The following is a 23,296-nucleotide window of genomic DNA, read 5'->3' as shown; positions in this document are numbered from 1 at the left end:
TCATAGGGACGCCTCCGAGGTCAGCGCGGTCAGCGGGTGTGCGGCCGGCAGGTCGATGAGGAGCCGCGCGCCGTCGAGCGGCGACGCGGCCGGGGGGACGAGGCGGCAGCGCGGGTCGAGCGCGGACTCGAACGCCGTGAGGAGCGCCGGGCTTGCGGCCAGTACCGAGCCCGACCAGGAGGCCGTGACCGTCTCACCGTCGCAGCCGGCGCGCGTCGCGGCCGTGACCACCGCGCCGGCGAGGTGGCCGGCGGCGTCGGCGGTGATCCGCCCGGCGTCCGGATCGCCGCGCTCGGCGAGTGCGAGGACCTGCCGGGCGAACCCGGCGATTTTCGCGACCCGGTCGGGGTCGCGTTGCAGCGTCCCGGCGAGCAGCGCGGGGTCGCCGAAGGCCTCGGTGGCGGTCTCCAGCAGGGCCGCCGCGGCGCCGCGCCCGTCGAACGCGCGCAGCGCGGATTCGAGGCCGGCCCGCCCGATCCAGTACGCGCCGCCGCTGTCGCCGAGCAGCGGGCCCCAGCCGTCGACGCGCGCCCAGCCGCCGCGCGCGCCGGTGGCGAGCGCCACGACGCCGGTGCCCACGGAGACGACGACCCCTGGACGGTCACCGATGGCGGCGAGGTACGCGGTCACCGCGTCGTCGGCGAGCACCACCCGCCGCGGCCCGAACGCCGACCACTCATCGAGCAGCGCCCGGGGATGACCCCGCGTCCCCTGCAGGCCGCTGAGCCCGGCGGCGACCTGGTCCACCGGCGACCCGTGCCGGCGGAGCGCGTCGGTGACGACACGGGCCAGGTGACGCTCCGGGTCCTCCGCGGCCCGTACGCCGGCGACCGCGTCGTCGACGTGACCGCCCGGGCCCTGCGTGATCCGCACTCGCGTACCTGTCTGGCCGACGTCGACCAGCAGGTAGATCTGCATCGGAGCTCCCTCTCGACGACGCTGCCGCATGCCGCCGGCCGAACGGCCGACGGCGGCTCAGCGTACAGCAGGTCCAGACCTGCGGGATATAGGTACGACCTGACATCGCCGCTGAAAGCTCGGCGAGGCACGCCTCACGACCGGCCCGGCATTCGCCGGGGCGATGCGCGGCGGCTTTCCCGTCCGTGCTGCCACCGTGGTGCTTCGCCGTGTTCGCGCAGCCGGCAAGTGGCTGCTGCGCGAGCTGACGGACCACGACCCCGAACCGGCCGACCGGCTGGCCAAGGCGCTGCCCGACTCCGCGCGGCTCGCCGCCGTCGCCGTCCCGGACCGTGTCGGTCCTCTGCGGGACGGCCATCGCGTCACCGACCCCCGCATTCCCTGATCGGGCCGGCGGCCGTAAGCGAACAGTCGGGGCGAAACGCCATAATCCCAGGATCGCTGTCGACCGGTGGCAGCTGAGACAGGTCCCTGTAGGCACCCGGCCCGGAGGATGTAGTGATCGCCCCCGTTGTTGTCTTCGTCATCGGCCTCGGCCTCCTCGGCTGGGGGTTCTTCCGGCAGCGCAAGCGTGACGTGATGGACGCGACGCCGACGCTGACCTGCGCCGAGATCGCCGCCGGCGCGCAGCCGGTCACCTGCGAGGTCAAGGGAGCGGCGACGCCCGGGCCGCGCGGAGCGGTCCGCGCGCCCTTCTCCGGCCACGAGTGCGTGTGGTACCGCGCGAAGGTCACGGTCCGCTACGAGCATCACGAGTACCGCGACGGCAGGCGGCACACGACCACCCGGGAGAGGACCGTGCACGACGACACCTGCCCGGTGCCGTTCGGCGTTCAGGACGGCACCGGCCAGATCCTCGTACTGCACGAGGGCGCCTCACTCGACGGCGCCTCTCAGTCGGTGGAGCGCTACGAACCCGCCGGGCAGAACGTCAACCTGTTCGGGCTGAACCTCCGCGTCAACTTCAGCAACGTCAAGGGCCACCGCTACCAGGAGTGGATCGTTCCACCCGGACAGCCGATGTACGTGCTGGGCGCGGCGGGCGTACAGGATCGGCAGCTCACCATGCGCAGGCCGGACGGCTCGCCGTTCATCATCTCGGCCATCAGCGAGGAGCAGCTGTCCAGGCGCCTCCGCATCGAGATGTACGTCGGCTACATCGGCGGTGGCGTCGTCATCGCGGGCAGCCTGGTCTGGCTGGCGATCAAGGCACTCCACGGGTGAACGCGCCGCCCGTCCGCGCCGTCGGGCGAGGGCGCCTCGCCGGCCGTCGCCGACGCCTCCCACCGCCGCCGCCGGGTCGCCGCCGAGCCGATCGGGTGGCCGGCGCGACCGGACCTGAGGCGGCCCGGCCCCGTTGACTCAGGGCCGGGCCGCGCCGGTCGTTCAGGAGTCGATCGCCTGGACCGCCATATCGGCGGCCGGCTCCTCGGATCGATCCCTGGTCACCAGGGAGATGACGACGGTGGCCACGACGGCCGCCGCGAAACCGATGTAGAGGCCGGTGAGCTGCCCGGTCACCGAGCCGCAGACCAGCCCGGCCCGGGCACCCCAGGGCGTGATCCGGCAGTTGCGCTCTCCCGTCGTGAACGGACGCGAGCGGTCACGCCGCCAGAGCAGTCCCAGCGCGAGGACGGGGACGACGCTGCAGGCCAGCAATGTGTACGCCTGGGCGAACAGGCCGATGATCGAGGACGCGTACATCGCGGCCAGCGCGCCCCCGGCGCCGATGACGACCGTCAGCAGGCGGCCGGCCCGGACCATGCTCCGGTCGGTCATTCCCGGGCGGACGACGGTGAACAGGTCGTTCACGATGATGACGGTCGCGGCGTTGAGGTTCGCCGCGGCCGCGCCGTTGGCCGCGATGAGCACCAGGGCGAAGACCACGATGGTGATCACCATGGGCACGCGGTTGGCCATCAGCCACGGCATCGCCTCATCGCCGGGCCCGCCCGGATTCAACGCGCGGGCCACCAGCCCGACCAGGACGGTGCCGCAGACGAAGAGCGTGGCGACGGTCCCGGCCACGAGCATGCCCCGGCGTGCCGAGCGCCCGTCCTTCGCGGCGAAGCAACGCTGCCAGTACGACTGCGCTCCCAGCACGCCGAGCAGACCGGTCAGGAACAGCGTCAGCGTCTTGAGGTCGAAGTGGAACTCCGTGAGCTCGGACAGTCCCGCCCGGTCGAGACGGGCGTTCAGGTGAGCCGGGCTGAAGTCGACCAGCTTGAAGGCCGCGACGTAGTAGACGATCCCGATGACGATGATGAGGATGCCGAGGACGAACTCCACTCTGGCCACGGCGTGCATGCCGCCGAGCGCGGAATAGGCGATGAAGATGGCCGTGAAGAGGAAGATGATCAGTGTCGGGTCCGCCCCGGTGAACTCGTGGAACAGCAGCCCCATCCCGAGCCCCTGGCCGCCGATCCAGGAGATCATCAAGCCGAGGGTGAGCACTGCGGTGATCATCCGCGAGACGTTGTCCCGCAGCATCAGGTCGTGCATCATCTCGGCCAGCGACCGGTAGGCGAACCGCCCGGCGAAACCGGCGAACAGCAGGGCGAAGGCCACCTTCGCCCCCTGCTCGCCGACCACGAAGGCGAGCTGGCTGTAACCGACCTGATGGCCCTGTTCGGCCTCTCCGATGAAGTTGCCGGCCCCCATGATCGTCGAAAGGTCGGTGAAGGCGATGACCACGAGAGGCAGGCTCGTACCGGCGATCGCGTAGCTGGTGAAGCTCGCCCCGGCCTTGCGACGGGCGGTCCAGCCGATGCCGACGGCGAAGACGCTGAAGGCCACGGTGATGACCCAGGCCGCCGCCTCGATCACCGGAGTCGCCTCCCGCCGTCCGGCCGGGACGGCACCACGGCGTCCAGCAGGCGCTCGAGTCCCACCGTGAGGCCGGGACGGGAGGCGATCTCGCGGATCGCCAGCAGGACTCCGGGCATGAACGCCGCGCGGTCCAGCGACTCGAAGTGAATGGTCAGCAGCTCGTGGTCGCGCGTGAGGAGCACGTCCTGGCGGGAGAGGATCCCGGCCATCCGCAGCGAGTGGACCGGGATCCCGTCGACCAGACGGCCGCGGGTGGTCGCCGTGTCCTGCGGGAACGACGGCGTGTCCGTGGGGAGGGACGCGGCGTCCCGCGCCGCCCGCAGCGACCCGGCGAGCTGCGCCGCCGTGCCGGCGGGAGCGTCGGCCTTGTGCCGCCCGGCGTACTCCACGATCTCGACGTCCTGGAAGAAGCACACGGCGTCGGTGGCCAGCTTCATCGCCATCACCGCGGCGATGCTGAAGTTGGGGACGACGTGCGCCCCGACGCCGGGTGCCGCCTCGCACCACCGCGCGATGCGCTCGTGTTCGCCGGAGCCGACTCCGCTGGTGCCGACGATGGTGTGGATCCCGTGCGCCAGGGTCCACTCGACATGGTCCAGGACGACGTCGGGCAGGCTGAAGTCGACCGCGACGTCGACGCCTTCGAGCCGGTCGAGGGAGTCGCCCCGGCCGACCGTGGCGGCCAGTTCGAGGTCGTGGGAGTCTCGTACGGCCGCGCAGACGGCCCGGCCCATGCGGCCGCCGGCACCGATCACACCCACGGCCGTTCTCCTCGTCTTCCCTGTCTCCGTCATACCGGCGCCACCTCCGGAATGGCGTTGGCCTGGGCGAGTTCACCGAGGATCAGGTTACGTTCACTGGGAGTCAGCTCGATGAGGGGCGGTCGTACGGGGCCGACCGGATGGCCCAGCGCCCCCAGCGCCGCCTTGACCGTGACGGCCGCCTGGGCGCGGAAGACGGCGCGGGAGACCGGCAGCAGGGCCCGGTGCTCGGCCAGTGCCGTGTCCGGATCACCGTCCCGCTGGGCGTCCAGCATCCGGCGCAGGCGATCGGCGACGAAGTGGCCGATCACGCTGACGACGCCGACGGCACCGACCGTGGCCAGCGGCAGGTTCATGGCGTCCTCGCCGGAGTAGTACGCCAGCGCGGTCTCCCGCATCACCCACGAACTGGACTCCAGATCCGACTTGGCGTCCTTGACCGCGATGATCCGCTCGTGTTCGGCGAGCTCGACGAGTGTGGCGGGCTCCAGCGCGATGCCGGTGCGGCCGGGGATGTCGTACAGCATGACCGGCAGGGCGGTGCTGTCGGCGATCGCCCGGAAGTGCGCCACCACGCCGGCCTGTGAGGGTTTGGAGTAGTAGGGCGTGACCACCAGCAGTCCGTGCGCGCCGGCGGCCTCCGCCGCGCGGGCGAGGGCGATGCTGTGGCCGGTGTCGCTGGTTCCGACGCCGGCGGTCACCCGCACGCCGGGAGGCACCGCGTCGATGACGGCCCGCAGGACCTCCGCCTTCTCCCGGTCCGAGGTGGTGGCCGACTCTCCCGTGGTGCCGCCCACGACCAGGCCGTCATTGCGGCCGTCGGCGGTCAGCCACGCCGCCAGTTCGCGCGTGCGGTCGAGGTCCACGGCGCCCTGCGACGTGAACGGTGTCACCATCGCGGTGATGATGCGGCCGAAGTGCTGTGTTGCCATCGAACTCCTTTCCTTACGTCGGTGTGTCGTGGACGGGAAGAGGCTCAGTGCGTGGAGATGCACACGTTCTTGACCCGTGTGTAGGTCCGGAGCGCCTCGAAGCCCTTCTCCCGCCCGTAACCGCTCTTGTTGAAACCGCCGAACGGCGTCATCACGGGGTCGCCGGAGCCGAAGCAGTTGACGTAGACCTGGCCGGCCAGGATCTCCTTCGTCATGCGGATGCCGCGCCCGAGGTCACGCGTCCACACGAACGCCGCCAGGCCGTACCCGGTGCCGTTCGCGATCGCCACGGCCTCCTCCTCGGTGCCGAACGGCACCACGCTGAGCACCGGGCCGAAGATCTCTTCCGTGGCGACGGCCATGTCAGGGGTGACACCGGTCAGGACGGTCGGCTCGACGTACCAGCCGTCGCCGAGCCGCGGATCGCGGGGCCGGCCACCGCCCACCGCGACCGTCGCGCCCTCCCGGACCGCGCCGGCGATGTGCCCCTCCACCCGCTCTCGCTGCCTCGCGCTGATGAGCGGGCCGAGGTCGGGATCCTCGACGCCCGGTCCGACGGTGAACTTCCGTACGTGGGCGACCAGCCGGTGGACGAACTCCTCGTGGACGTCGGAGTGCACCACGGCCAGCGACGGCAGATCGCAGCTCTGCCCGGCCGCCTCGACGAACCCGCGGGCGAGCCGGCCGGCGACCTCCTCGAGGTCGGCGTCGGGGAACACCACGGTCGGCGACTTGCCGCCCAGTTCGAGCACGCACGGCGTGATGGTCGCCGCGGCCGCCGCCGCCACCGTACGGCCGGTGCCGACCGAACCGGTGAACGTCAGCAGGCCGACGTCCGGATGGCCGCTGAGCGCCGCGCCGGCCTCCTCGCCGAGGCCGTGCACGATGTTCACCACGCCCGCGGGTACTCCCGCGTCGGTGAGGATCCGCCCGAGCAGGGCGGTCGTGTACGGTGCGAGCTCCGGCGTCTTCAGGACGGCGGTGTTGCCCGCCGCGAGCGCCGCGGCGAGACTCCGGGCCGCCATGTTCAGCGGGAAGTTCCAGGCGTTGATCTGCCCGCAGACCCCGTGCGGCTCCCGGACGGTGAAGTCGATGACGTCCCGGCCGAGCGGGAGCTGCTCGCCGTGCAGCGCCGCGGCGGCGCCACCGAAGAACTCGAAGTAGCGCGCGGCCAGGCCGACGTCGTAACGCGTCTGGGACAAGGCCTTGCCGCAGTCGCGGGCCTCCTCCACGGCCAGTCGCCCGGCCGCGTCCTGGATCCGGCGCGCGACGTCCTGCAGCAGGCGGCCGCGCTCGGTCGCGGAGGTGTGCCGCCACGTCCGCTCGTAGGCGCGCCCGGCGGCCGTCACCGCGGCGTTCACGTCGGCGGCCCCGGCACGGGCGAACTCGCCGGTCACCGCGCCCGTCGCCGGGTCGTGGCTGGTGAATCGCCGCCCGTCGGCGGCTTCGGTCTCGGCACCGTCGATCAGCAGGCCGAAGGTCGTCATCGTTGTCCTCCCTCAGGGGCGGCGGAGCGGCAGAGGGCCGCGATCGGCAGAGGCCGCACGGGGTAACGGATGGACGGCGGGGGGAGCCGGGCCGGCTCGTGCCCGCGCGCGGCGAGCAGCGTGCTGAGCACGGGGGCGCAGATCCGGCCCTGGCAAGGCCCCATGCCCGCGCGGGTCCACAGCTTCAGCGCGTGCAGGTCGGCGACTCCGTTGTCCATCGCGCGGTCGACCTCGGCTCTGGTCGACTCCTGGCAACGGCACACCTGGGTCTCCGGCTCCGGCCAGGACGCCGCTCCGAGGCCGGGCCGGAACAACCGGTCCATCCCGCGCCGGAACGTCTCCAGCCGGTCGAGTCGTCGCCGCAGGCTCCGGATCCGCCCGGACCCGGCGGGCCGCCCGGTCAGCTCGGCGGCCAGCAGCATCCCGGCGAGCCGGCCTTCGAGCTCGGCCCGCTGTGCGCCGCCCACGCCGGCACAGTCGCCGACGGCGCGGATCCACGGGACGCTCGTCCGGAAGCCGACGTCGCGCACCGGACGCCAGGTCTGGCGCTGGGCGTCCCATTCGATGTCGGCCCCACCCTGGGCGGCCAGGTCCGCGGCGGAGGAGAAACCGTGGCTGAGCAGGACCGCGTCGCAGGCGACGTGCTCCTCCGGTGTGCCGGCGAACGACCAGTCGCGGCGAAGCCGCCGGAGCCGGGCCCCGGTGACCCGGCCGTCTCCCTCGATCCGCGCGATCCCGGTTCCGGTGCGGACGCGAACGCCGGCGCGGGCCAGCCGTACGGTGTATCCGGCTCCCTGCGCCAGCAGCCCCGGCGCGGCCAGCGTACGGAGCGCGTCCCGCCACTGGCGCGCTCCGGGACGCGTCGCCTCGGCCACGCCGACGACGCGAACGCCCGCGGAGATCAACTGGCTCGCCACCGCGAGCAGGAGCGGGCCGCTGCCGGCCACGAGGACCCGGCGGTACGGAAGGAAGCCGCTGCCCTTGAGGAACGTCTGCGCGGCGCCGGCCGTCATGACGCCGGGAAGCGTCCAGCCGGGCACCGGGAGGACCTTCTCGGCGGCGCCGGTGGCGATGACGACCGCGCGGGTCCGCGTGCGCCACAGCTCGTGGCCGCTGGTCAGGACGGCCTGCCGGCCGTCGCGGAACCCGTGGCAGACCGTCCCGGACCGGAAACTCACGCCCTCGGGCACCGACGGCTCCACGTCTGGTCCGGAGCCTGAGGGCCGGTCGAGGAAACGCCGGCGGGTGATCTGCCCGCCCGGCCGCTGGTTCTCGTCGACCAGCAGCACGGTCAGGCCGCGCCGCGCGCATTCGGCCGCCACCGCGAGCCCGGCCGGCCCGGCCCCGACCACGAGCACGTCGCCAGACCAGGTTCCGGCCCCGCCGTTCATCGGGACGCTCCACGGCCGGTGTCGACGCGCATGCCGGCCGCGACGGGAGTGATACAGGCGCGGACCCCGCGGACTCCGTCGATCGTCACGGCGCATTCGTGGCAGGCGCCCATGCCGCAGAAGACGCCCCTGGGCTCTCCGCTCGGCCGGCTCTCCCGGAACGCGGTCCGGCCGCAGACGGTGAGCGCGGCGGCGACCGACACGGCCGCGGGAACCTCGGTCCGTACGCCGTCCACCACCACGGCCACGGTCGGCGCCGGGCGGGGTTCCCGTGTGTGCCGGGCGCGTCGCCGTGTCATGAGACCTCCTCGTACTGGTCGCGGTCGAGCAGCCGATCGGGACTGAACGCCGTGAGCGCCTCGCTCAGCGGGCCGGAGACCGGCGCCTCCAGGACGGCGGCCGCGACGAGTTCCGCGGTCACGGGCGCCAGGCCGACGCCCTCGCCCTCGTGCCCGGTCGCGAGGACGTATCCGGGCAGGCCGGAGGCCGCGCCGATGATGGGCTTGTTGTCCGGTGTCCAGGGCCGCAGCCCCGCGAACGACCGGATCACCCGCAGCTTCCTCAGCTCCGGCAGGAAACGCGCGGCGCGGGTGACGATCGCCGTGAGGATCTCGTCGTCGACGCTCACGTCGTGGCCGCAGAACCGCCGGCTGCTGCCGAGCAGGACGTTGCCCCGCCAGGTCGGCTCGGCGACGAAGGCGATCGTGGCGTCCGCGCCCTGCCCGGCGCTGGCCCGGTTCGTCATGTAGACGGCTTCGGTCACGGTGCGCCGGACCAGTCCCGGCGCCTCCTCGGTCACGACGAGCACCCCTTGGCGCGGCCGGACCGGCAACGGCACATGTCCGGAGGTGTCGAGCCGGGGCGACCACACGCCCATCGCGTTGACCACGAACGGCGCGGTGATGACGCCGTCGTCGGTCTCGACACCGCGCACCCGGCCGCCCCGCCCGATGATCAGGCGCCGCGCCCGAACCCCGGTGAGCACCCGGCAACCGTGCTTCCGGGCGTCCTCGACGAGTCCGGCGACCACGGCCGGCGGGTACACCGACGCGTCATCGTGGCAGTCGATGGCTCCGGCCGGATCGCCGCGGAGACCCGGCTCGCGGCGCCGGATCTCGTCCGCTCCGATGTACTCCGCGCGAACCCCGGCTCCCCTCAGCCACTCGACCCGGCCCGGCGCCTGTGCGGCCTGAGCGGGATCGGTGAAGAAGACGAGGCTGCCGCGCTGCTCGAACCGGATGTCCATGGCGAGTTCCGCGGCCCAGCGCCGGTAGGTCCCGATGCTGTGCTCGGTGAGCCGCACGGTGAGCTCGTCGTGTTTGGTCTGCACCAGGACGTTGCCGTCGCAGCGGCCGGAGCTGCCCGTCCCCGGACCGGCCGCCTCGACCAGGATGACGTCGGTGCCGCGTCTGCTCAGCTCCTGCGCCACCGCGGCACCGACGATCCCACCGCCCAGCACCGCGACGTCGGCGCCGGCGAGCGCCGGCTGACTGGAAAGGCTGGTCATGGCCCCTTCTTCGCTTGATATTGGGGAAGAAGGTAACCCTGCATATAAACGCTCGGTTCTACACTTTGTGCGTGACCGATTCAATATCCGCATCACTCGCGCAGCCCCGGGACTACGGTCCCGACCTGCCGAACCTGGACGATCTGCGGATGTTCATCGCGGTGGCGCAGGCCGGCAGCTTCCGCTCGGCGGCGAGCCAGATGTTCACCTCCCAGCCCACGATGTCCCGCTCGGTTGCCCGGCTGGAGGCCCAGCTCGGCGTGCAGCTGCTGCACCGCGCCGCTCGCGGCGTCCAGCTCACCCGCCACGGCGAAGCCCTGCTCGCGAGCGCCGGGCGAGTGCTCACCGCGGCCGCCGACCTCCGGCGCGACGTGGTCGAACTCGGCTCGGGAAGCCTGCAGGTCGGCGCGACCGCCACGTCGGCCCGCCGGCTGCTGGCGCCGTTCCTGGCGCAGTGGATGCCACGTCACCCGGAGATCCGCGTGACCGCCATCGAGGCCAGCGAGCGACGCCTGCACTCACACCTCGAGAAGGGACGCTGCGACGTGGCGGTCGTGGCCGAACCGCTGTCGCCGGCGTTCGAGTCGCTGCACGTCATCACCGCCCACCTGCTCGCGCTCTTCCCGCCCGGCCATCCGATGTCCCGTCATGACGAGCCGGTGAGCGTCCTCGACCTGGCCGGCGAGCCGCTCCTGGTGAACGGGGAGAGCTTCCCCTCGACCAACCTGCTGTTCCGGGCACTGGACCGCGCGGGCATCCAGCCGAACATCGTCTACGAGTGCAGTGCCGGGCAGACGCTCGCGGCCATGGCGGAGGCGGGACTCGGCGTGGCGGTCTTCGGGGACACGGCCGACCTGCGCGGCTTCACCCTGCCACGGCACAACGTTCTCGACGCCGCCGGCGCCCCGTTGACGTTCGACTTCTACATCGCGTGGCTCCGCGACTCGGTGCCCCCGCGGATCCGTGACTTCGCGGTGGGCCTGTCCACCTTCCACCGGTCCGTCGCGGCGTCATCCAGTGGTTCGTCAAGGTCTTGATTGATCACGACATGTAGTTAGACTGCTACTGTCCGCATCGCATTCTCCTCGTTGGAGGTTCCCCCGATGGATGCACGTCTGGACCGCATCAAGGCCGCGTTCGACGCCCTCGACACGAACGCCAACGGCTACCTGGAGGCGGACGACTTCGACCGGCTCGGGCGCCGGATCGTCCGGGCGCTGGACGTGGCGGACGGCTCACCCAAGGCCCAGGCGATGCACGCGGGCTGCCGGCGCTACTGGCAGGGCCTGGTCGGCGTCCTCGACGGCGACGGCGACGGGAGGCTGAGCTGGGAGGAGTACGCTCGGGTCCACGAGCCCGCCGAGTACGAGGACCACGTCCGGCCCTACGCGGACGCGCTGACCGCGATCTGCGACCGCGACGACGACGGCTTCGTCCAGCACGCCGACTTCGTACGGGGCATGCGAGCCGTCGGGTTCCCGGCGGACAACGTCGAGGCCCTCTTCCGGGCGTTCGATCCCCAGGCGACCGGCCGGGTCGCCACGAGCGAGTGGCGGACCGCCATCGAGGAGTACTTCCTCGCCAGGGGCACTCACGCCGTCGGCGACACACTGGTCTGACACGCGTCTCGGAGGCCGACGTCGAGTCGGTGCCCGCACGGCATCGGCTCGACGTGCGCGCCCGGCGTGCCCGGCCGTGTGGCGGGGTTCGGAGAGGAGAGCCCATGGCCGGAGACACCGGCGTGGAAGAAGGCGTCGGGCTGACCGCCCTCATGGTCGCCGCGGCGTGGGCGATCGAGACCCACCGGCCCGACGCCCTGGCGCGCGACGTCTACGCCGAGCACTTCGTTCGCGCGTCCCCGGCGTCCGCCGACTGGCCGGTGCGCCCGCAGCAGGTCCCGGACGGCGACGCCGATCCGCTGTGGGGCCGGCTGGGGCGTTACTTCGGCCTGCGCACGCGGGTTCTCGACGACTTCATCCTGCGGCACGTGCGCGCGGGGACCCGACAGGTCGTGCTCCTCGGCGCCGGCCTGGACACGCGGGCGTACCGGCTCGACTGGCCGTCCGGCTGCACGGTCTTCGAACTCGACCAGGAGGGCGTCCTCGCCTTCAAGGCCAAGGTGCTCGACGGGCTGGGTGCCGTGCCGACGGTCGAGCGCGTACCGATCGGGGCCGACCTGCGCCTCGAATGGGCCGGGGCGCTGACCCGCGCGGGCTTCGACCCGGCCGCACCGGCCGTCTGGCTCGCCGAGGGGCTGCTGCTCTACCTGCCCCACGCCGCCGAACGCGCCCTCATCGAGGCGGTGCACGGGCTGAGCGCGGCCGGAAGCGCCCTGGCGTACGAGATCAAGCTCAGCCCGGAGTCGGCCGCCGTCCGCGAGAGCCCCATCTACGCGGTGGCCCGGCGGACCGGCATCGACCTGCTCGCCATGTTCCCCCTCGAGCCACGCCCCGACTCCGCCGGTGACCTGACCGCCCGGGGCTGGCACACGTCGGTCCACACCGCGTTCGAGTTCACCTGCCGCCACGGGCGCGGTCCCGAGCCCGACCCGGGATGGCCCGACGCGATCGCCGCCAACCGGTGGGTGTTCGCCGGCCGACCCCGACGGTGACCCCGCGGTCGAGCCCTCACGCCACCGCACCGCCGCCGTTCGCGAGCAGGCGGTGGTAGGCGGTGGCGGACGCGGCGATGGCGGCGACCGAGCAGGTCTCGTCGGTGACGTGGGCCTGTTCGGGGTCGCCCGGGCCGTACACGATGACCGCGGGGTCGCCGAGCCTGCCGGTGAGCACGGACGCGTCGGTGAAGTAGGTCGCGTACTCCGGCGGTCGCGTCGAGGAGCCCGGGGCGAGAAGTTCCATGATCTCCGCCACGTCCGCCGGGTCGGTGGCGACGCCCGGCAGGTCGACCAGCCGTTCGAGGTCGACGTCCTCGCCGCACAGACGGGTGATCTCGGCGACCGCGTCGTCGGAGCCGAAGCCGGGGATGGTGCGGATGTCCAGGCGCATCTCGGCGCGGTCGGGTACGAGGTTGGGCTGGGTGCCCGCGTGGAAGGTGCCGATGTTCACCGTCGCGTGCCCGTACGCCGGGCTCGAGGGCCAGCCTCGATGATCGTGGATTCGCGACGCGGCGCGGGCGAGCACGGCGATCGCGTTGCGTCCCAGCTCCGGCCGGGAACCGTGCGCGGAGATCCCGTGAGCGGTCGCCTTGAGCCAGAGCGTGCCCTTGTGCCCGAGGACGGGCCGATTGCCCGTCGGCTCGGCGACCAGCAGCAGGTCGGTGGGGAGCGGCGACGCCGCGTCGATCAGGGCGGCGCCGTCGCAGCCGGTCTCCTCACCGAAGGTGAAGACCAGCTGCACCGCCGTGTCGCCGGGGCGCTCCCGCGCGGCGCGTACGGCCGCCTCGACCTGGCAGGCGACGCCCGCCTTCATGTCGCTGCCGCCCCGGCCGAGCAGGCGCCCGTCGCGGACCTCGCCGCTCATCGGATCGAACGACCAGCCGGACTCGTCGGCGGGCACGGTGTCCAGGTGACCGGTGAACGTGATCGGCGTCCGGGGCGCCTCGGGCCCGAAGCGCGCGACGACGTTGGCCCGCCCCGGCAGCGGTTCGTCGACGTGGACGTCGAAGCCCGCGTCGTCGAGCACGTCCGCGACCAGGTCCGCGGCCGGACGCTCACCGCCGCCCCGGGTGTCGATGCGCACCAGCCGCCGCGCGAGATCGAGCGCGTCCGGTCCGGTCGCCCCGGCTGATCCGTCCATCTCCGGCCTCCTGATCAGTACTGGTCCGCCGTCACCGCCGATGCCTCGTCACGGGCGTGGCGTCGCTCCGGCCCTTGTGCTGTCGCGTACCACCAGTGTCGGTACGAGCGCGATGTGGGCGGACGGGCCACGGCCGGCGCTCCCCGCCCGGCTCGCCGCGGCCAGCAGCCGTACGGCCTCCTCGGCGATGCGGTCACGTGGCTGGTCCACCGTCGTCAGCGCGGGTTCGCCGAGGCGGGAGAACTCGATGTTGTCGTACCCGGTCACCTGGACCTGGCCGGGTACCGAGACGCCGTGCGCGCGGCAGGCCCGCGTGACCCCCAGGGCGATCAGGTCGTCGGCGCACACGATGGCGTCCGGCAGGTGCCCGGTGTCGACGATGCGCGCCGCGGCGGCCTCGCCCCAGTCGACGCTGTAGTCGCCGAGGAGCACCTGGTCGGGGTCGACGCTCATGCCCAGCTCTTCGGCGCGGCGCCGGAACCCGGCGAACCGCTGCTCGGTCGAGGAGTTGGTCAGCAGGGACCCGACGAAGGCCGCCGAACGCGCGCCGCCCTCGTGCAGGTGGTCCATGACCAGGCGCATCGCGGCGACGTCGTCCACGCCCACCCAGTCGGTGTTGGTGCCGCCGACGAACCGGTCGAGCTGGACCAACGGCAGCCGGTCCGCGGTCTTCTGCACCGCGGGGCCGCTCTCGGTGCCGTGACTCGGGCTGACGATGATGCCGTCGACGTTGCGCGCGGCGAGCGACGCCAGCCGCCGTGCCTCGATCGCCGGGTCGGAACGGGCGTCGGACAGGAACAGCTCCTTGCCCTCGCGTTCGAGCACATGCTCGACGCTCTCCACCAGCGAGGTGAAGAACGGGTTGGAGATGCTCGGCACGACCATGCCCACGGTGTCGGTCCGGCTGTTGCGCAGTGCCCGCGCGATGGTGTTGACCTGGTAACCGAGCTCCTCGGCCGCCTGCCGGACCCTGCGCTCCACCGCGGCCGACACCGGGCCCCGGCCGGAGAGCACCCGCGACACGGTGGCCGTGGAGACCCCGGCGCGCTCGGAGACCTGGGCGATCGTGACGCGCTGCAATCGTTTACCTTTCCGAACCGTCCGGAAGCGTGAGCGTTTCCGTAGCCAGCGACTTGGCTGAGTCTAGACCCTTGACGGCCTGCGATTACACCCTTACGGTTCAACGCATCTTCACTGCAATCGATTACACAGGAGGCGACAATGGTGAGGGCGGCCGGGAGCGAGCAGACGCTGGGCGTGTTCCCTCCCAAGCCGAACGCGATCGAGGAGCTGTTCGGCACCTCGAAGGTCGTCATCGGCGTGATCCACCTGCCTCCGCTGCCCGGCAGCCCGGAGTATCAGGGCACCCCGCTCGATGAGATCTCCGTCTTCGCGATCGAGGAGGCTCGGGCGTACCTGGAGGGCGGCTGCCACGGGCTCATCGTGGAGAACCACTGGGACATCCCGTTCCTCAAGCCGGGGGAGCACGGCTATGAGACCGCGGCGGCGATGGCCGTGGTGACCGACCGCGTACGGCACGCGACCCTGGAGAGCGCCGGCGGCCGGCTGGGCGTCAGCGTCCTGTCCAACGCCGCCGAGTGCTCGATCGCCTCCGCCTGGTCCGGCGGCGCCGGCTTCGTCCGGGTCAACCAGTGGGCCAACGCCTATGTCGCCAACGAGGGCATCATCGAGGGCCAGTCGGCGCACGCCACCCGCTATCGCAGCCGGATCGGCGCGGGCCCCGTCAAGGTCTTCGCCGACGTGCACGTCAAGCACGGCTCCCACGCGATCGTCGCCGACCGTACGCTGGCCGAGCAGACCGAGGACGCCGAGTTCTTCGACGCCGACGTGCTGATCGCCACCGGGTCGCGGACCGGTGACGCCGCCGCACTGGACGAGGTCGAGGGCATCGCCGCGCACACCACGCTCCCGGTCGTGATCGGTTCCGGCATCACCGCCGGCAACATCGGCGGGCTGCTGCCCGCCTGCGACGGCGTCATCGTGGCGTCCTCGGTGAAGGACAACGGCCGCTGGTGGGGCCGCGTCGACACCGGCAAGGTCCGCGAGCTGACCGCCGCGGCGGCCAAGGCGGGCGTGGTCCTTCCGTGATCGTCTTCTGTGGCTACGCCAACACCGACCTGACCGTACGCGTCCCGGTGCTGCCGGGGCCCGGCGCCCGGGTGCAGGCCACGGGGGTCTCGTACGGCGAGGGCGGGATGGCGGCCAACGCGTCGGTGGCGGCGGCCCGGATGGGCGCCGACGCGCGGTTCGCGGGCGTGGTCGGCGACGACGCGCTCAGCACGGCGTTCCTCCGGACGCTCGCGGCCGAGGGGGTCGGAACGGACTGGACGGCCCGTACGGCCGAGCTCACCACCGCGGTCGTCCTGCTCACCCCGGACGGCGAGCGCTCCATCATCAGCCAGGACGACGCGCTCGACGCCGCTCACGTCGCCGAGGTCGTACGCACCGCCCGCGAGGCGGGCGCGGACTGGCTCTACCTGGACGGCTACCGATTCCCCGCGGCGGCCGACGCGCTGGCGGCCCGGCCGGGACGGCCGCGCGTGGTCGTGGACCTCGACGGCTGCTCCGGGCCGGAGGCGATGCGCGCCGCCCTGTCGGCCGCCGACCACGCGATCGGTGGCCGCGCGCAGCTCACCGAGTGCGTCGGCGACGACAAAGCGCTGGTCAGAGCGGCTATCGAACACCAGGTATACCTGATGGTCACCGACGGTCCCCGCGGCTGGACCCTGCTGACGCCCACCGGCGAACGCCACGACGGCGAGGCGATCAAGGTGGACACCGTGGACGCCACGGGCGCCGGCGACTGCTTCGCCGGCACCTACTGCGCGGAGCTGGACCGGGGCACCGCACCGCTGGACGCGGCGCGCTTCGCCGCCGTCGCCGCCGGCCTGTCGTGCACCCGGCCCGGCGCCCGCGACGGAATGCCCCGGCGCGAGGCGGTCGGCGCCTATCTCCGAACGCTCCCCGGCCGCCAGACGGCGGTCCGATCCCAGCCAGTCCACTCCCAGGGAGAGGAGAGATGATGCGACGTACGGTGACGGCCGTGGTCTCGATCGGCCTGCTGCTGACGACCATCGGGTGTGACACGGCGGCGAGGCGGGAGATCGCCGCGGAGAAGAGGGCCACCGAGCAGGGTCCGCCCCCGCCCGCGAAGATCGTCCAGTCGTGCCGGATCCAGGGTCATCAGCCCAAGATCGGCATCGTCCCGATCAACCTCCAGGCGCTGTTCTTCAACCAGATCAACACCGGCGCGCAGACGGTCGCGCGCAAGGCCGGCGCGCAGGTGCAGATCGTCAACGGCAACGACGACTCCTCCACCCAGGCCAACGCGATCGACGACCTGGTGACCAACCACTACGACGCGATCATCGTGGACGCGATCGACACCGAGGGCATCAAGCCCGCGATCCGGCGGGCGAAGGCGGCCGGAGTCCCGGTCGTCGCCGTGGACGCCACCGTGGACGACCCGGCCGTCGCCACCCAGGTCGGCACGGCCAACGCCGAGGGCGGGAAACAGCTCGGCGACGCACTGCTCAAGATCACCGGTGGCCGGGGCGACATCGGCGTGGTCGGCGCGCTCAACAGCACCATCCAGAACGAGCGGCAGAAGGGCTTCACCGACGAGGTCACCGCCAAGGGCATGAAGATCAAGAACGTGGTCGACGGGCGCAACATCCAGGAGAACGCCCAGACCGCGGCCGAGAACCTGCTCACCGGCGCCCCCGACCTGAAGTACGCCTACGCCACCGGCGAGCCCGCCCTCATCGGCCTGGCCGCCGCCGTCGTCAGCCAGCAGCGCACCAAGGACCTCAAGGTCGTCGGGTGGGACCTGTCGTCGCAGGCGGTGGACGGGCTGCGGGCCGGCTGGATCCTCGGCGTCGTACAGCAGAACACCTTCCAGTTCGGCTACGACGCGATGAACGCGGCGATCGGCCTGGCCTGCCACCGGACCGTGGCCAAGGACATCCCGGTGCCGACCCAGATCGTCACCCCGGCCAACGTCAAGAACTACCTCTATTACCTGGAGAAGTGATGAGCGATACCTCGCTGGTCACCCTGAGAGGGATCACCAAGTCGTTCGGCGCGGTCCAGTCCCTGCGGGGCGTCGACCTCACCCTCGCCGCCGGAGAGGTGCTCGGCCTGGTCGGCGACAACGGCGCCGGGAAGTCGACGCTGATGAAGGTCCTGGCCGGGGCCATCCAGCACGACTCCGGCCAGATCACCATCGACGGCCGCGACGTCCGCTTCGCCAGCCCCGCCGACGCGCGGCGCGAACGCATCGGGATCGTCTACCAGGACCTCGCCCTCTGCGACACCCTCGACGTCGCGAGCAACCTCTTCCTGGGCCGCGAGCCGCGCAAGGGCCCGTTCATCGACCGGCGGGCGATGCACGAGAAGGCCGCCGAGACCCTGTCGGAGCTGCACGTCCGCGTGAAGTCGACGTACCAGGAGATCGGCCGGCTCTCCGGCGGGCAGCGGCAGGCGGTGGCGATCGCGCGGGCCGTCTCGTTCCAGCCGCGCGTGCTGATCCTGGACGAGCCGACCGCGGCGCTCGCGGTCGCGGAGGTCCGGCAGGTCCTCAGGATGATCCGCGACGTCGCCGCCCAGGGCGTCGGCGTCATCCTGATCACCCACCGCCTGCAGGACCTGTTCGAGGTCTGCGACCGCATCACCGTGATGTACGAGGGCCGCAGCGTCGAGGACGAGCCGGTGTCCGCGCTGGACATCGAACGCCTCGTCGCCATGATCACCCGTTCCGACGCAGAGGAGGCGGCGTGACATGACCGCAGAGACCGCGCCCACCGTGCTCGCCGAGACGCCCAGCTGGTGGGAACGCGCCAACAAGGCGACCCTGGCCATGCTCGGCGTCACCGTGGTGCTGTTCCTCGCCTTCGGGATCGCCGCCCCGAACTTCCTGACCTTCGGCAACATCTCCAACCTGGCCACCCAGGTGGCGATCACCCTGATCGTCGCGGTCGCCATGACCTTCGTGATCACCACCGGCCAGATCGACCTGTCGGTGGGCTCGACGGTCGCGTTCGTGGCCACCGGCACCGCCGAGATGCTGCGCGCCGGATGGGACTCCTCCATCGTGATCGTCGCCGCGCTGGTGGCCGGGCTCCTCTGGGGCGCGATCAACGGCTGGCTGTCGGCACACCAGAAGATCCCGCCCTTCATCGTCACCCTCGCCACCATGTCGGTGATCCGGGGCATCGCCCAGCTGTGGACGCAGGGCTTCTCCGTGCCGATCGACCGGCGGCTGTTCGTCGCCAAGATCGGTGACGCCAAGTTCCTCGGCTTCTCCGCGCTGGCCTGGATCGCGCTGGTCACGGTCGTCCTCGGGGGCGTGCTGCTGTCCAAGATGCGGTTCGGCAACTACGTCAACGGCATCGGTTCCCAGGAGGAGTCGGTGCGCCGCGCCGGGGTGAACACCGACCGGATCAAGATGATCACGTTGATGCTGACCGGCCTCGCCGCCGGAGTGGCGGGCCTGCTCACCGCGGCGCGGCTGGGCTCCGGCTCGGCCAACTCCGGGCAGGGCTTCGAGCTCACCGTGATCGCCGCGGTCGTGCTCGGCGGCACCGATCTGTTCGGCGGCCGGGGCACGATGGTCGGCACCATCATCGGCGCGGTCATCACCGGCGTGATCGCCAACGGCCTGACCCTGCTCGGCGTGAGCCCGTTCCTCACCCCGATCGTGACCGGCCTGGTGCTGCTCGTCGCGATCTGGATCAACCTGCGGGGCCGTTCCCTCGCCGACCTGTTCGCCCACCTGACCCGTAGATCATGAACGTGACCACGGTGACCGGGCCCGTCCCCAGCAAGGAGCTCGGCCTCACCCTCACCCACGAGCACCTGTGCAACGACGTACGGAAGGCGGTCACGGAGCCGGACGACCCGCGGCTGGGCTTCCTGCGCGAGGCCCGGACCACCCCGGACCTGGCCTGGCTGCTGCGCGAGCAGCCGTACGCCAGCCTCGACCACTGCGTCCTGGACGACACCGACGCGATGCTGGCCGACCTGCGGGCGTTCGCCGCGTCCGGGGGCGGCACGGTCGTCGACGTCACCCCGGGCGGCCTCGGCCGCGACCCGAGGGTGCTGCGGTCGCTCGCCGAGCGCAGCGGTCTGCGGATCGTCATGGGCTCCGGCTGGTACCTGGAGCGGTTCCACCCGGCGCACGTGTCGTCGGCCGGGGAACGCCGCCTCGCCGCGGAACTGGTGGCCGAGTTCACCGACGGCGCCGAGGGCACCGGGATCTCCCCGGGCGTCATCGGCGAGATCGGGGTGTCGCCGGACTTCACCGAGGACGAGCACACGGCGTTGCGCGCCGCCGCGCGCGCCCAGCGCGAGACCGGCGTCCCGCTCTATGTCCACCTGCCCGGCTGGCAGCGCCGGGCGCACGAGGTCCTCGACATCGTCCTGGGGGAGTACGGGGTGGCGCCCGGCGCCGTCGTGCTGTGCCACATGGACCCCTCCCACGACGACCCCGGCTACCAGGACGCCGTCGCGGGCCGTGGCGTCTGGCTCGAGTTCGACATGATCGGGATGCCGTTCCGCTATCCGGGGGAGGGGCAGTCCCCGGCGCCGCACGAGACCGCGCGTGCGATCGCGCGGCTCATCGGGCGCGGGCACGGCGAGCGCCTCCTGCTCAGCCACGACGTGTTCCTCAAGAGCATGCTCACCGCGTACGGCGGCAACGGGTTCGGCTACGTGCCCACGCTCTTCGTTCCCCGGCTGGTCGAGCACGGCGTCGCCCCCGAGGTCGCCGAAGGCCTCCTGCGGACCAACCCCGCCCGGCTGTTCGACCAGGCGGCGTCATGACCGAGCGCAGCGAGGGAATCGAAGACACGGCCCTGTGGTCACGCCCTCCGACGCAGGAGGAATTCCTGACCGGGCACCGGTCGCCATGAGAGAAAGAAGGAGTACACAGTGAGCCGCGTCCTGATCGCCGGCGAGAGCTGGATCACCCAGTCCACCCACATCAAGGGGGTCGACTCGTTCACCACCAGCTCGTACGTCGTCGGCGTCGAACCGCTGCGCCGGGCGCTGGAGAGCCGCGGGCACGAGGTCGTTCACCTGCCCGCCCACCTGGTGCCCGCGCGGTTCCCCGGCGACGGCGCCGCGCTGGCCGAGTACGACGTGGTCGTGCTCTCCGACATCGGCGCGAACTCCCTGCAGCTCGCCCCCGAGGTGTTCGAGCGGGCACGGCCGGGCGCCGACCGGATCGACGCGCTGCGCGGCTGGGTGGGCGACGGCGGCGGCCTGCTGATGGTCGGCGGCTATCTCTCGTTCACCGGTTTCGAGGCCAAGGCCGCGTACCGCAACACGGTGCTGCACGAGGTGCTGCCGGTCGAGCTGCTGCCCGAGGACGACCGCGTCGAACTGCCCGCGGGCGCGAAGCCGGAGGTCACCGGCCCGGGCCACCCCGCGCTCGGTGGCGTCGAGGGCGACTGGCCGTTGCTTCTGGGCTACAACCGCGTCCGCCCCCGTCCCGGCGCGGACGTCCTGGCCACGCTGGGAGCCGACCCGCTGATCGCCGTCGGCGGGTACGGCTCGGGGCGTTCGGCGGTGTTCACCTCCGACTGCTCCCCGCACTGGGCGCCCACGCCGTTCTGCGAGGAGTGGGACGGCTACGCCATGGTGTTCGGCGGCCTCGTCGAGTGGCTCGCCGGATGAGCGCGCCTGGTCTCTCCTCCGACGAAGGAGGGCTCATGAGCGAGCGGAGCGGACAGAGCCCGGTGAGCCGATCCGCGCGGCTGCTCGACGCGTGCGCCGGGACCATGGAACGGGCGCTCGGCATGCGGTTCGTCGAAGAGGTCACCGCCGGGACGATCGGCGACACGGCCTACGCCGACTACCTGGCGATCGAGGAGTCCTTCGTCGAGACGGCCACCCGCCTGCACGGCCTGGCCGTGTGGGACGCCCCGGACCGTACGGCGCTGGAACGCAACGCGCGGGCGGTGCACGCGCTGACGACCGAACAGGCGGACTACTTCCGCGCGGCCCGCGCCGCCTGGCCCGTTCCGGCCCGGCCGGACGTGGCCGGGCGGGCGGCCGTGCTGTCGGAGTTCGCGCTGGCCGCCGCGCGCGAGGGCGGGTATCCGGCGGTGATGACCGTGCTGTTCGCCGCGGAGAGCCTGTACTCCGCCTGGTGCACCCGCGCGCACGAGCGGGGCGACGTCCCGGCCGGGCCGATCGCCGACTGGGTGTCCCTGCACGCCGGCGCGGAGTTCCGCGCGGGCGTGGCGGCCCTGGCGGCCCAGGTCGACGCGCTGCCCGCCGACCTCCCGGACGAACGCGTCGACCGCTGGTTCACCGGGATGCTGGAGGCCGAGATCGCCTTCCACGACGCGGTGTACCGCTGAGAGAGCGGAGCGGCCGGTCGGGGCGAGCGGCGGCCGGAGAAGCGGGGGCCGAATGCCGGGACGAGCTGCCGGCCGACCGTCCCCTGCCGCCGGGGGCGAGCCTCACCGGCACGCCCCGGGTCGCTTCTTTCAGCTCCTTTCATGTCGCGGTCACCGGGAGTGGTGCGCGTCGGTCCTGCTCGGGCGGGTGTCCGGCGCGTGCCGGGTTACAGCGGGTTAACCCACCGGAAATCTCCCTGTTGACAAGGACTCCCATGGCTTGGATGGTGTGGGAGCGCTCCCACGCCCGCCAGCTGAGCCCCGTGCTTGAAGGGAGTCCTCGCCTTGACGGAGACCGCCACACCCGCCGAGGTGGCCGGGACGCCGACACTCGCCGACGTCGCCGCGCTCGCCGGCGTCTCACCCGCGACCGTCTCGCGTGTCATCAACGGCAGCGCCCGTGTCAGCCATCGCGCCCGAACCCAGGTCGAACGCGCCATCGACCGGCTCGGCTACGTACGTAACCGCGCCGCGCCGCACGGCCGATCGATCGCGTTAGTGATCTGCGAGGACGACGGCCGGGTGTTCAGCGACGGCACCTTCGCCCGGCTCCTCGGCGGCGTGCGGCGCGCGCTCGGCGACGAGCGCGAGCTGGTCGTGATGGTCGCCGGCCGGACGGCCCACTGGTCGACGGTGCCGCGCTACCTGCGCGGAGGCGGGGCCGACGGTGTCCTGCTGGTCAGCGCGTACGACGTGCCCTGCGTACCGCTCCGCCAGGCCGGTGTCCCGGTGCTGCTGTGCGGCCGTCCCCTCGGGCTCTCCCCGCTGCCGTACGTCGGCGTGGACGACCGCGGCGGCGCGCGAGCGGCGGTCGACTACCTCGTCCGCTCCGGCCGCCGGACGATCGGGACGATCGCCGGGCCGCCCGACCGGGCCACGGGCATCGACCGGCTCGACGGCTACCGGGCGGCGATGGCCGAGATCGGCGTCGCGACACCGGGCCTCATCGCCTACGGAGACCTTCGCCAGGCGTCGGGGGAGCACGCGATGAACAAGCTGCTCGACCGGCGCCCGGACATCGACGCGGTGCTCGCCGCCTCGGACCAGATGGCCGTCGGCGCCCTGCGCGCGCTGCGGCGCACCGGCCGGCGCATCCCCCACGACGTCGCGGTGGTCGGGTTCGACGACGCGCCGATCGCCGGTCGCGTACGGCCGAGGCTCACCACCGTCCGCTGCCCCCTCGAAGAGCTGGGCGCCCGGATGGCGCGCGAGCTCCTGGCCCGGATCGCCGGCGCTCCCGGCCGCAACGTCGTCCTCGACACCGAACTCATCATCCGCGATTCCGCGTAA

General features: G+C 72.4%; 24 protein-coding genes. 14 read left to right on the top strand and 10 right to left on the bottom strand.

Translation table 11 applies throughout. The annotated features are described in order from the left end of the window. Entirely contained in the window at window positions 1–918 is a 918-nt protein-coding gene (locus tag OG417_RS38310; RefSeq protein WP_329239750.1) for an N-acetylglucosamine kinase, read from the bottom strand. Between the two features lie 196 nt (window positions 919–1,114). Between OG417_RS38310 and OG417_RS38305 the strand changes: the two genes are divergently transcribed. Both OG417_RS38305 and OG417_RS38300 read left to right on the top strand, forming a co-directional pair. Next, window positions 1,115–1,303 (top strand): hypothetical protein, encoded by a 189-nt coding sequence (locus OG417_RS38305; protein ID WP_329239748.1) that lies wholly within the window; start codon window positions 1,115–1,117, stop codon window positions 1,301–1,303. 113 nt (window positions 1,304–1,416) lie between these two features. Beyond that, the gene (locus tag OG417_RS38300) at window positions 1,417–2,142 is read left to right on the top strand and encodes a GIDE domain-containing protein (RefSeq protein ID WP_329239746.1); all 726 of its coding nucleotides are present in this window, start codon (window positions 1,417–1,419) and stop codon (window positions 2,140–2,142) included. A 162-nt stretch (window positions 2,143–2,304) separates the two neighbouring features. Here the strand turns inward: OG417_RS38300 and OG417_RS38295 are convergent, their stop codons facing one another. Genes OG417_RS38295 through OG417_RS38265 form a run of 7 tightly spaced genes read right to left on the bottom strand, consistent with a single transcriptional unit; the run spans window position 2,305 to window position 9,825 of the window. Further along, window positions 2,305–3,744 carry a sodium:solute symporter family protein gene (locus tag OG417_RS38295; protein ID WP_329239744.1) on the bottom strand — a complete coding sequence of 480 codons (1,440 nt, stop codon included), beginning with the start codon at window positions 3,742–3,744 and terminating at the stop codon, window positions 2,305–2,307. Next, window positions 3,741–4,508, bottom strand: coding sequence for a 4-hydroxy-tetrahydrodipicolinate reductase (locus OG417_RS38290; protein WP_329239742.1), 768 nt, complete (start codon window positions 4,506–4,508; stop codon window positions 3,741–3,743). The genes OG417_RS38295 and OG417_RS38290 overlap by 4 nt, the downstream gene beginning before the upstream one ends. A 29-nt stretch (window positions 4,509–4,537) precedes the next feature. Beyond that, a complete protein-coding gene (gene dapA, locus OG417_RS38285) occupies window positions 4,538–5,440 on the bottom strand; it encodes a 4-hydroxy-tetrahydrodipicolinate synthase (protein WP_329239740.1) in 903 nt (300 codons plus the stop codon). Between the two features lie 44 nt (window positions 5,441–5,484). Continuing rightward, window positions 5,485–6,927, bottom strand: coding sequence for an aldehyde dehydrogenase family protein (locus tag OG417_RS38280; RefSeq protein WP_329239738.1), 1,443 nt, complete (start codon window positions 6,925–6,927; stop codon window positions 5,485–5,487). Next, window positions 6,924–8,318: an NAD(P)/FAD-dependent oxidoreductase gene (locus OG417_RS38275; protein WP_329239736.1), complete on the bottom strand. Its 1,395-nt coding sequence runs from the start codon at window positions 8,316–8,318 to the stop codon at window positions 6,924–6,926. Before OG417_RS38275 ends, OG417_RS38280 begins: the two co-directional genes overlap by 4 nt. Further along, window positions 8,315–8,617 carry a 2Fe-2S iron-sulfur cluster-binding protein gene (locus tag OG417_RS38270; protein ID WP_329239735.1) on the bottom strand — a complete coding sequence of 101 codons (303 nt, stop codon included), beginning with the start codon at window positions 8,615–8,617 and terminating at the stop codon, window positions 8,315–8,317. Before OG417_RS38270 ends, OG417_RS38275 begins: the two co-directional genes overlap by 4 nt. Beyond that, the gene (locus tag OG417_RS38265; protein ID WP_329239733.1) at window positions 8,614–9,825 is read right to left on the bottom strand and encodes an NAD(P)/FAD-dependent oxidoreductase; all 1,212 of its coding nucleotides are present in this window, start codon (window positions 9,823–9,825) and stop codon (window positions 8,614–8,616) included. Before OG417_RS38265 ends, OG417_RS38270 begins: the two co-directional genes overlap by 4 nt. A gap of 71 nt (window positions 9,826–9,896) precedes the next feature. Here OG417_RS38265 and OG417_RS38260 point away from each other — a divergent pair, with 71 nt between their 5' ends. From OG417_RS38260 to OG417_RS38250, 3 genes are all read left to right on the top strand, one after another. Continuing rightward, window positions 9,897–10,862, top strand: coding sequence for a LysR family transcriptional regulator (locus tag OG417_RS38260; protein ID WP_329239730.1), 966 nt, complete (start codon window positions 9,897–9,899; stop codon window positions 10,860–10,862). Window positions 10,863–10,928: 66 nt separating this feature from the next. Continuing rightward, complete coding sequence (locus OG417_RS38255) at window positions 10,929–11,444, top strand: EF-hand domain-containing protein (RefSeq protein ID WP_329239729.1); 516 nt, start codon at window positions 10,929–10,931, stop codon at window positions 11,442–11,444. A 104-nt stretch (window positions 11,445–11,548) separates the two neighbouring features. Beyond that, window positions 11,549–12,436, top strand: a complete 888-nt coding sequence (locus OG417_RS38250) for a class I SAM-dependent methyltransferase (RefSeq protein ID WP_329239727.1) — start codon at window positions 11,549–11,551, stop codon at window positions 12,434–12,436. 16 nt (window positions 12,437–12,452) lie between these two features. On the opposite strand, the gene OG417_RS38245 is transcribed toward OG417_RS38250, so the two are convergent. Both OG417_RS38245 and OG417_RS38240 read right to left on the bottom strand, forming a co-directional pair. Further along, window positions 12,453–13,580, bottom strand: coding sequence for a M20 family metallopeptidase (locus tag OG417_RS38245; protein ID WP_329239726.1), 1,128 nt, complete (start codon window positions 13,578–13,580; stop codon window positions 12,453–12,455). A 48-nt stretch (window positions 13,581–13,628) separates the two neighbouring features. After that, entirely contained in the window at window positions 13,629–14,660 is a 1,032-nt protein-coding gene (locus OG417_RS38240) for a LacI family DNA-binding transcriptional regulator (RefSeq protein WP_329239724.1), read from the bottom strand. 141 nt (window positions 14,661–14,801) lie between these two features. Here OG417_RS38240 and OG417_RS38235 point away from each other — a divergent pair, with 141 nt between their 5' ends. The 9 genes from OG417_RS38235 to OG417_RS38195 all read left to right on the top strand — a co-directional run bounded on the left by OG417_RS38235 (window position 14,802) and on the right by OG417_RS38195 (window position 23,296). Next, the gene (locus tag OG417_RS38235) at window positions 14,802–15,689 is read left to right on the top strand and encodes a BtpA/SgcQ family protein (RefSeq protein WP_329239722.1); all 888 of its coding nucleotides are present in this window, start codon (window positions 14,802–14,804) and stop codon (window positions 15,687–15,689) included. After that, on the top strand, window positions 15,686–16,624 hold the full coding sequence (locus OG417_RS38230) for a carbohydrate kinase family protein (protein ID WP_329239721.1): 939 nt from the start codon (window positions 15,686–15,688) through the stop codon (window positions 16,622–16,624). Before OG417_RS38235 ends, OG417_RS38230 begins: the two co-directional genes overlap by 4 nt. Beyond that, a complete protein-coding gene (locus OG417_RS38225; protein WP_329239719.1) occupies window positions 16,624–17,634 on the top strand; it encodes a substrate-binding domain-containing protein in 1,011 nt (336 codons plus the stop codon). The genes OG417_RS38230 and OG417_RS38225 overlap by 1 nt, the downstream gene beginning before the upstream one ends. Further along, window positions 17,634–18,380, top strand: coding sequence for an ATP-binding cassette domain-containing protein (locus OG417_RS38220; protein ID WP_329239717.1), 747 nt, complete (start codon window positions 17,634–17,636; stop codon window positions 18,378–18,380). The genes OG417_RS38225 and OG417_RS38220 overlap by 1 nt, the downstream gene beginning before the upstream one ends. A 1-nt stretch (window position 18,381) precedes the next feature. Continuing rightward, on the top strand, window positions 18,382–19,392 hold the full coding sequence (locus tag OG417_RS38215) for an ABC transporter permease (RefSeq protein ID WP_329239715.1): 1,011 nt from the start codon (window positions 18,382–18,384) through the stop codon (window positions 19,390–19,392). Beyond that, window positions 19,389–20,423, top strand: a complete 1,035-nt coding sequence (locus tag OG417_RS38210) for a phosphotriesterase family protein (RefSeq protein WP_329239712.1) — start codon at window positions 19,389–19,391, stop codon at window positions 20,421–20,423. The genes OG417_RS38215 and OG417_RS38210 overlap by 4 nt, the downstream gene beginning before the upstream one ends. A gap of 108 nt (window positions 20,424–20,531) precedes the next feature. After that, window positions 20,532–21,278, top strand: a complete 747-nt coding sequence (locus OG417_RS38205) for a glutamine amidotransferase (protein ID WP_329239711.1) — start codon at window positions 20,532–20,534, stop codon at window positions 21,276–21,278. A gap of 35 nt (window positions 21,279–21,313) precedes the next feature. Next, the gene (locus tag OG417_RS38200; RefSeq protein ID WP_329239710.1) at window positions 21,314–21,967 is read left to right on the top strand and encodes a TenA family protein; all 654 of its coding nucleotides are present in this window, start codon (window positions 21,314–21,316) and stop codon (window positions 21,965–21,967) included. Between the two features lie 324 nt (window positions 21,968–22,291). Further along, window positions 22,292–23,296 carry a LacI family DNA-binding transcriptional regulator gene (locus tag OG417_RS38195; RefSeq protein WP_329239709.1) on the top strand — a complete coding sequence of 335 codons (1,005 nt, stop codon included), beginning with the start codon at window positions 22,292–22,294 and terminating at the stop codon, window positions 23,294–23,296.

Origin of the sequence: Actinoallomurus sp. NBC_01490, assembly GCF_036227085.1 — a bacterium.
GTDB lineage: Bacteria > Actinomycetota > Actinomycetes > Streptosporangiales > Streptosporangiaceae > Actinoallomurus > Actinoallomurus oryzae.
Note: the sequence above shows the minus strand (reverse complement) of the source record. Positions and strands in the feature narration are given on the sequence as shown.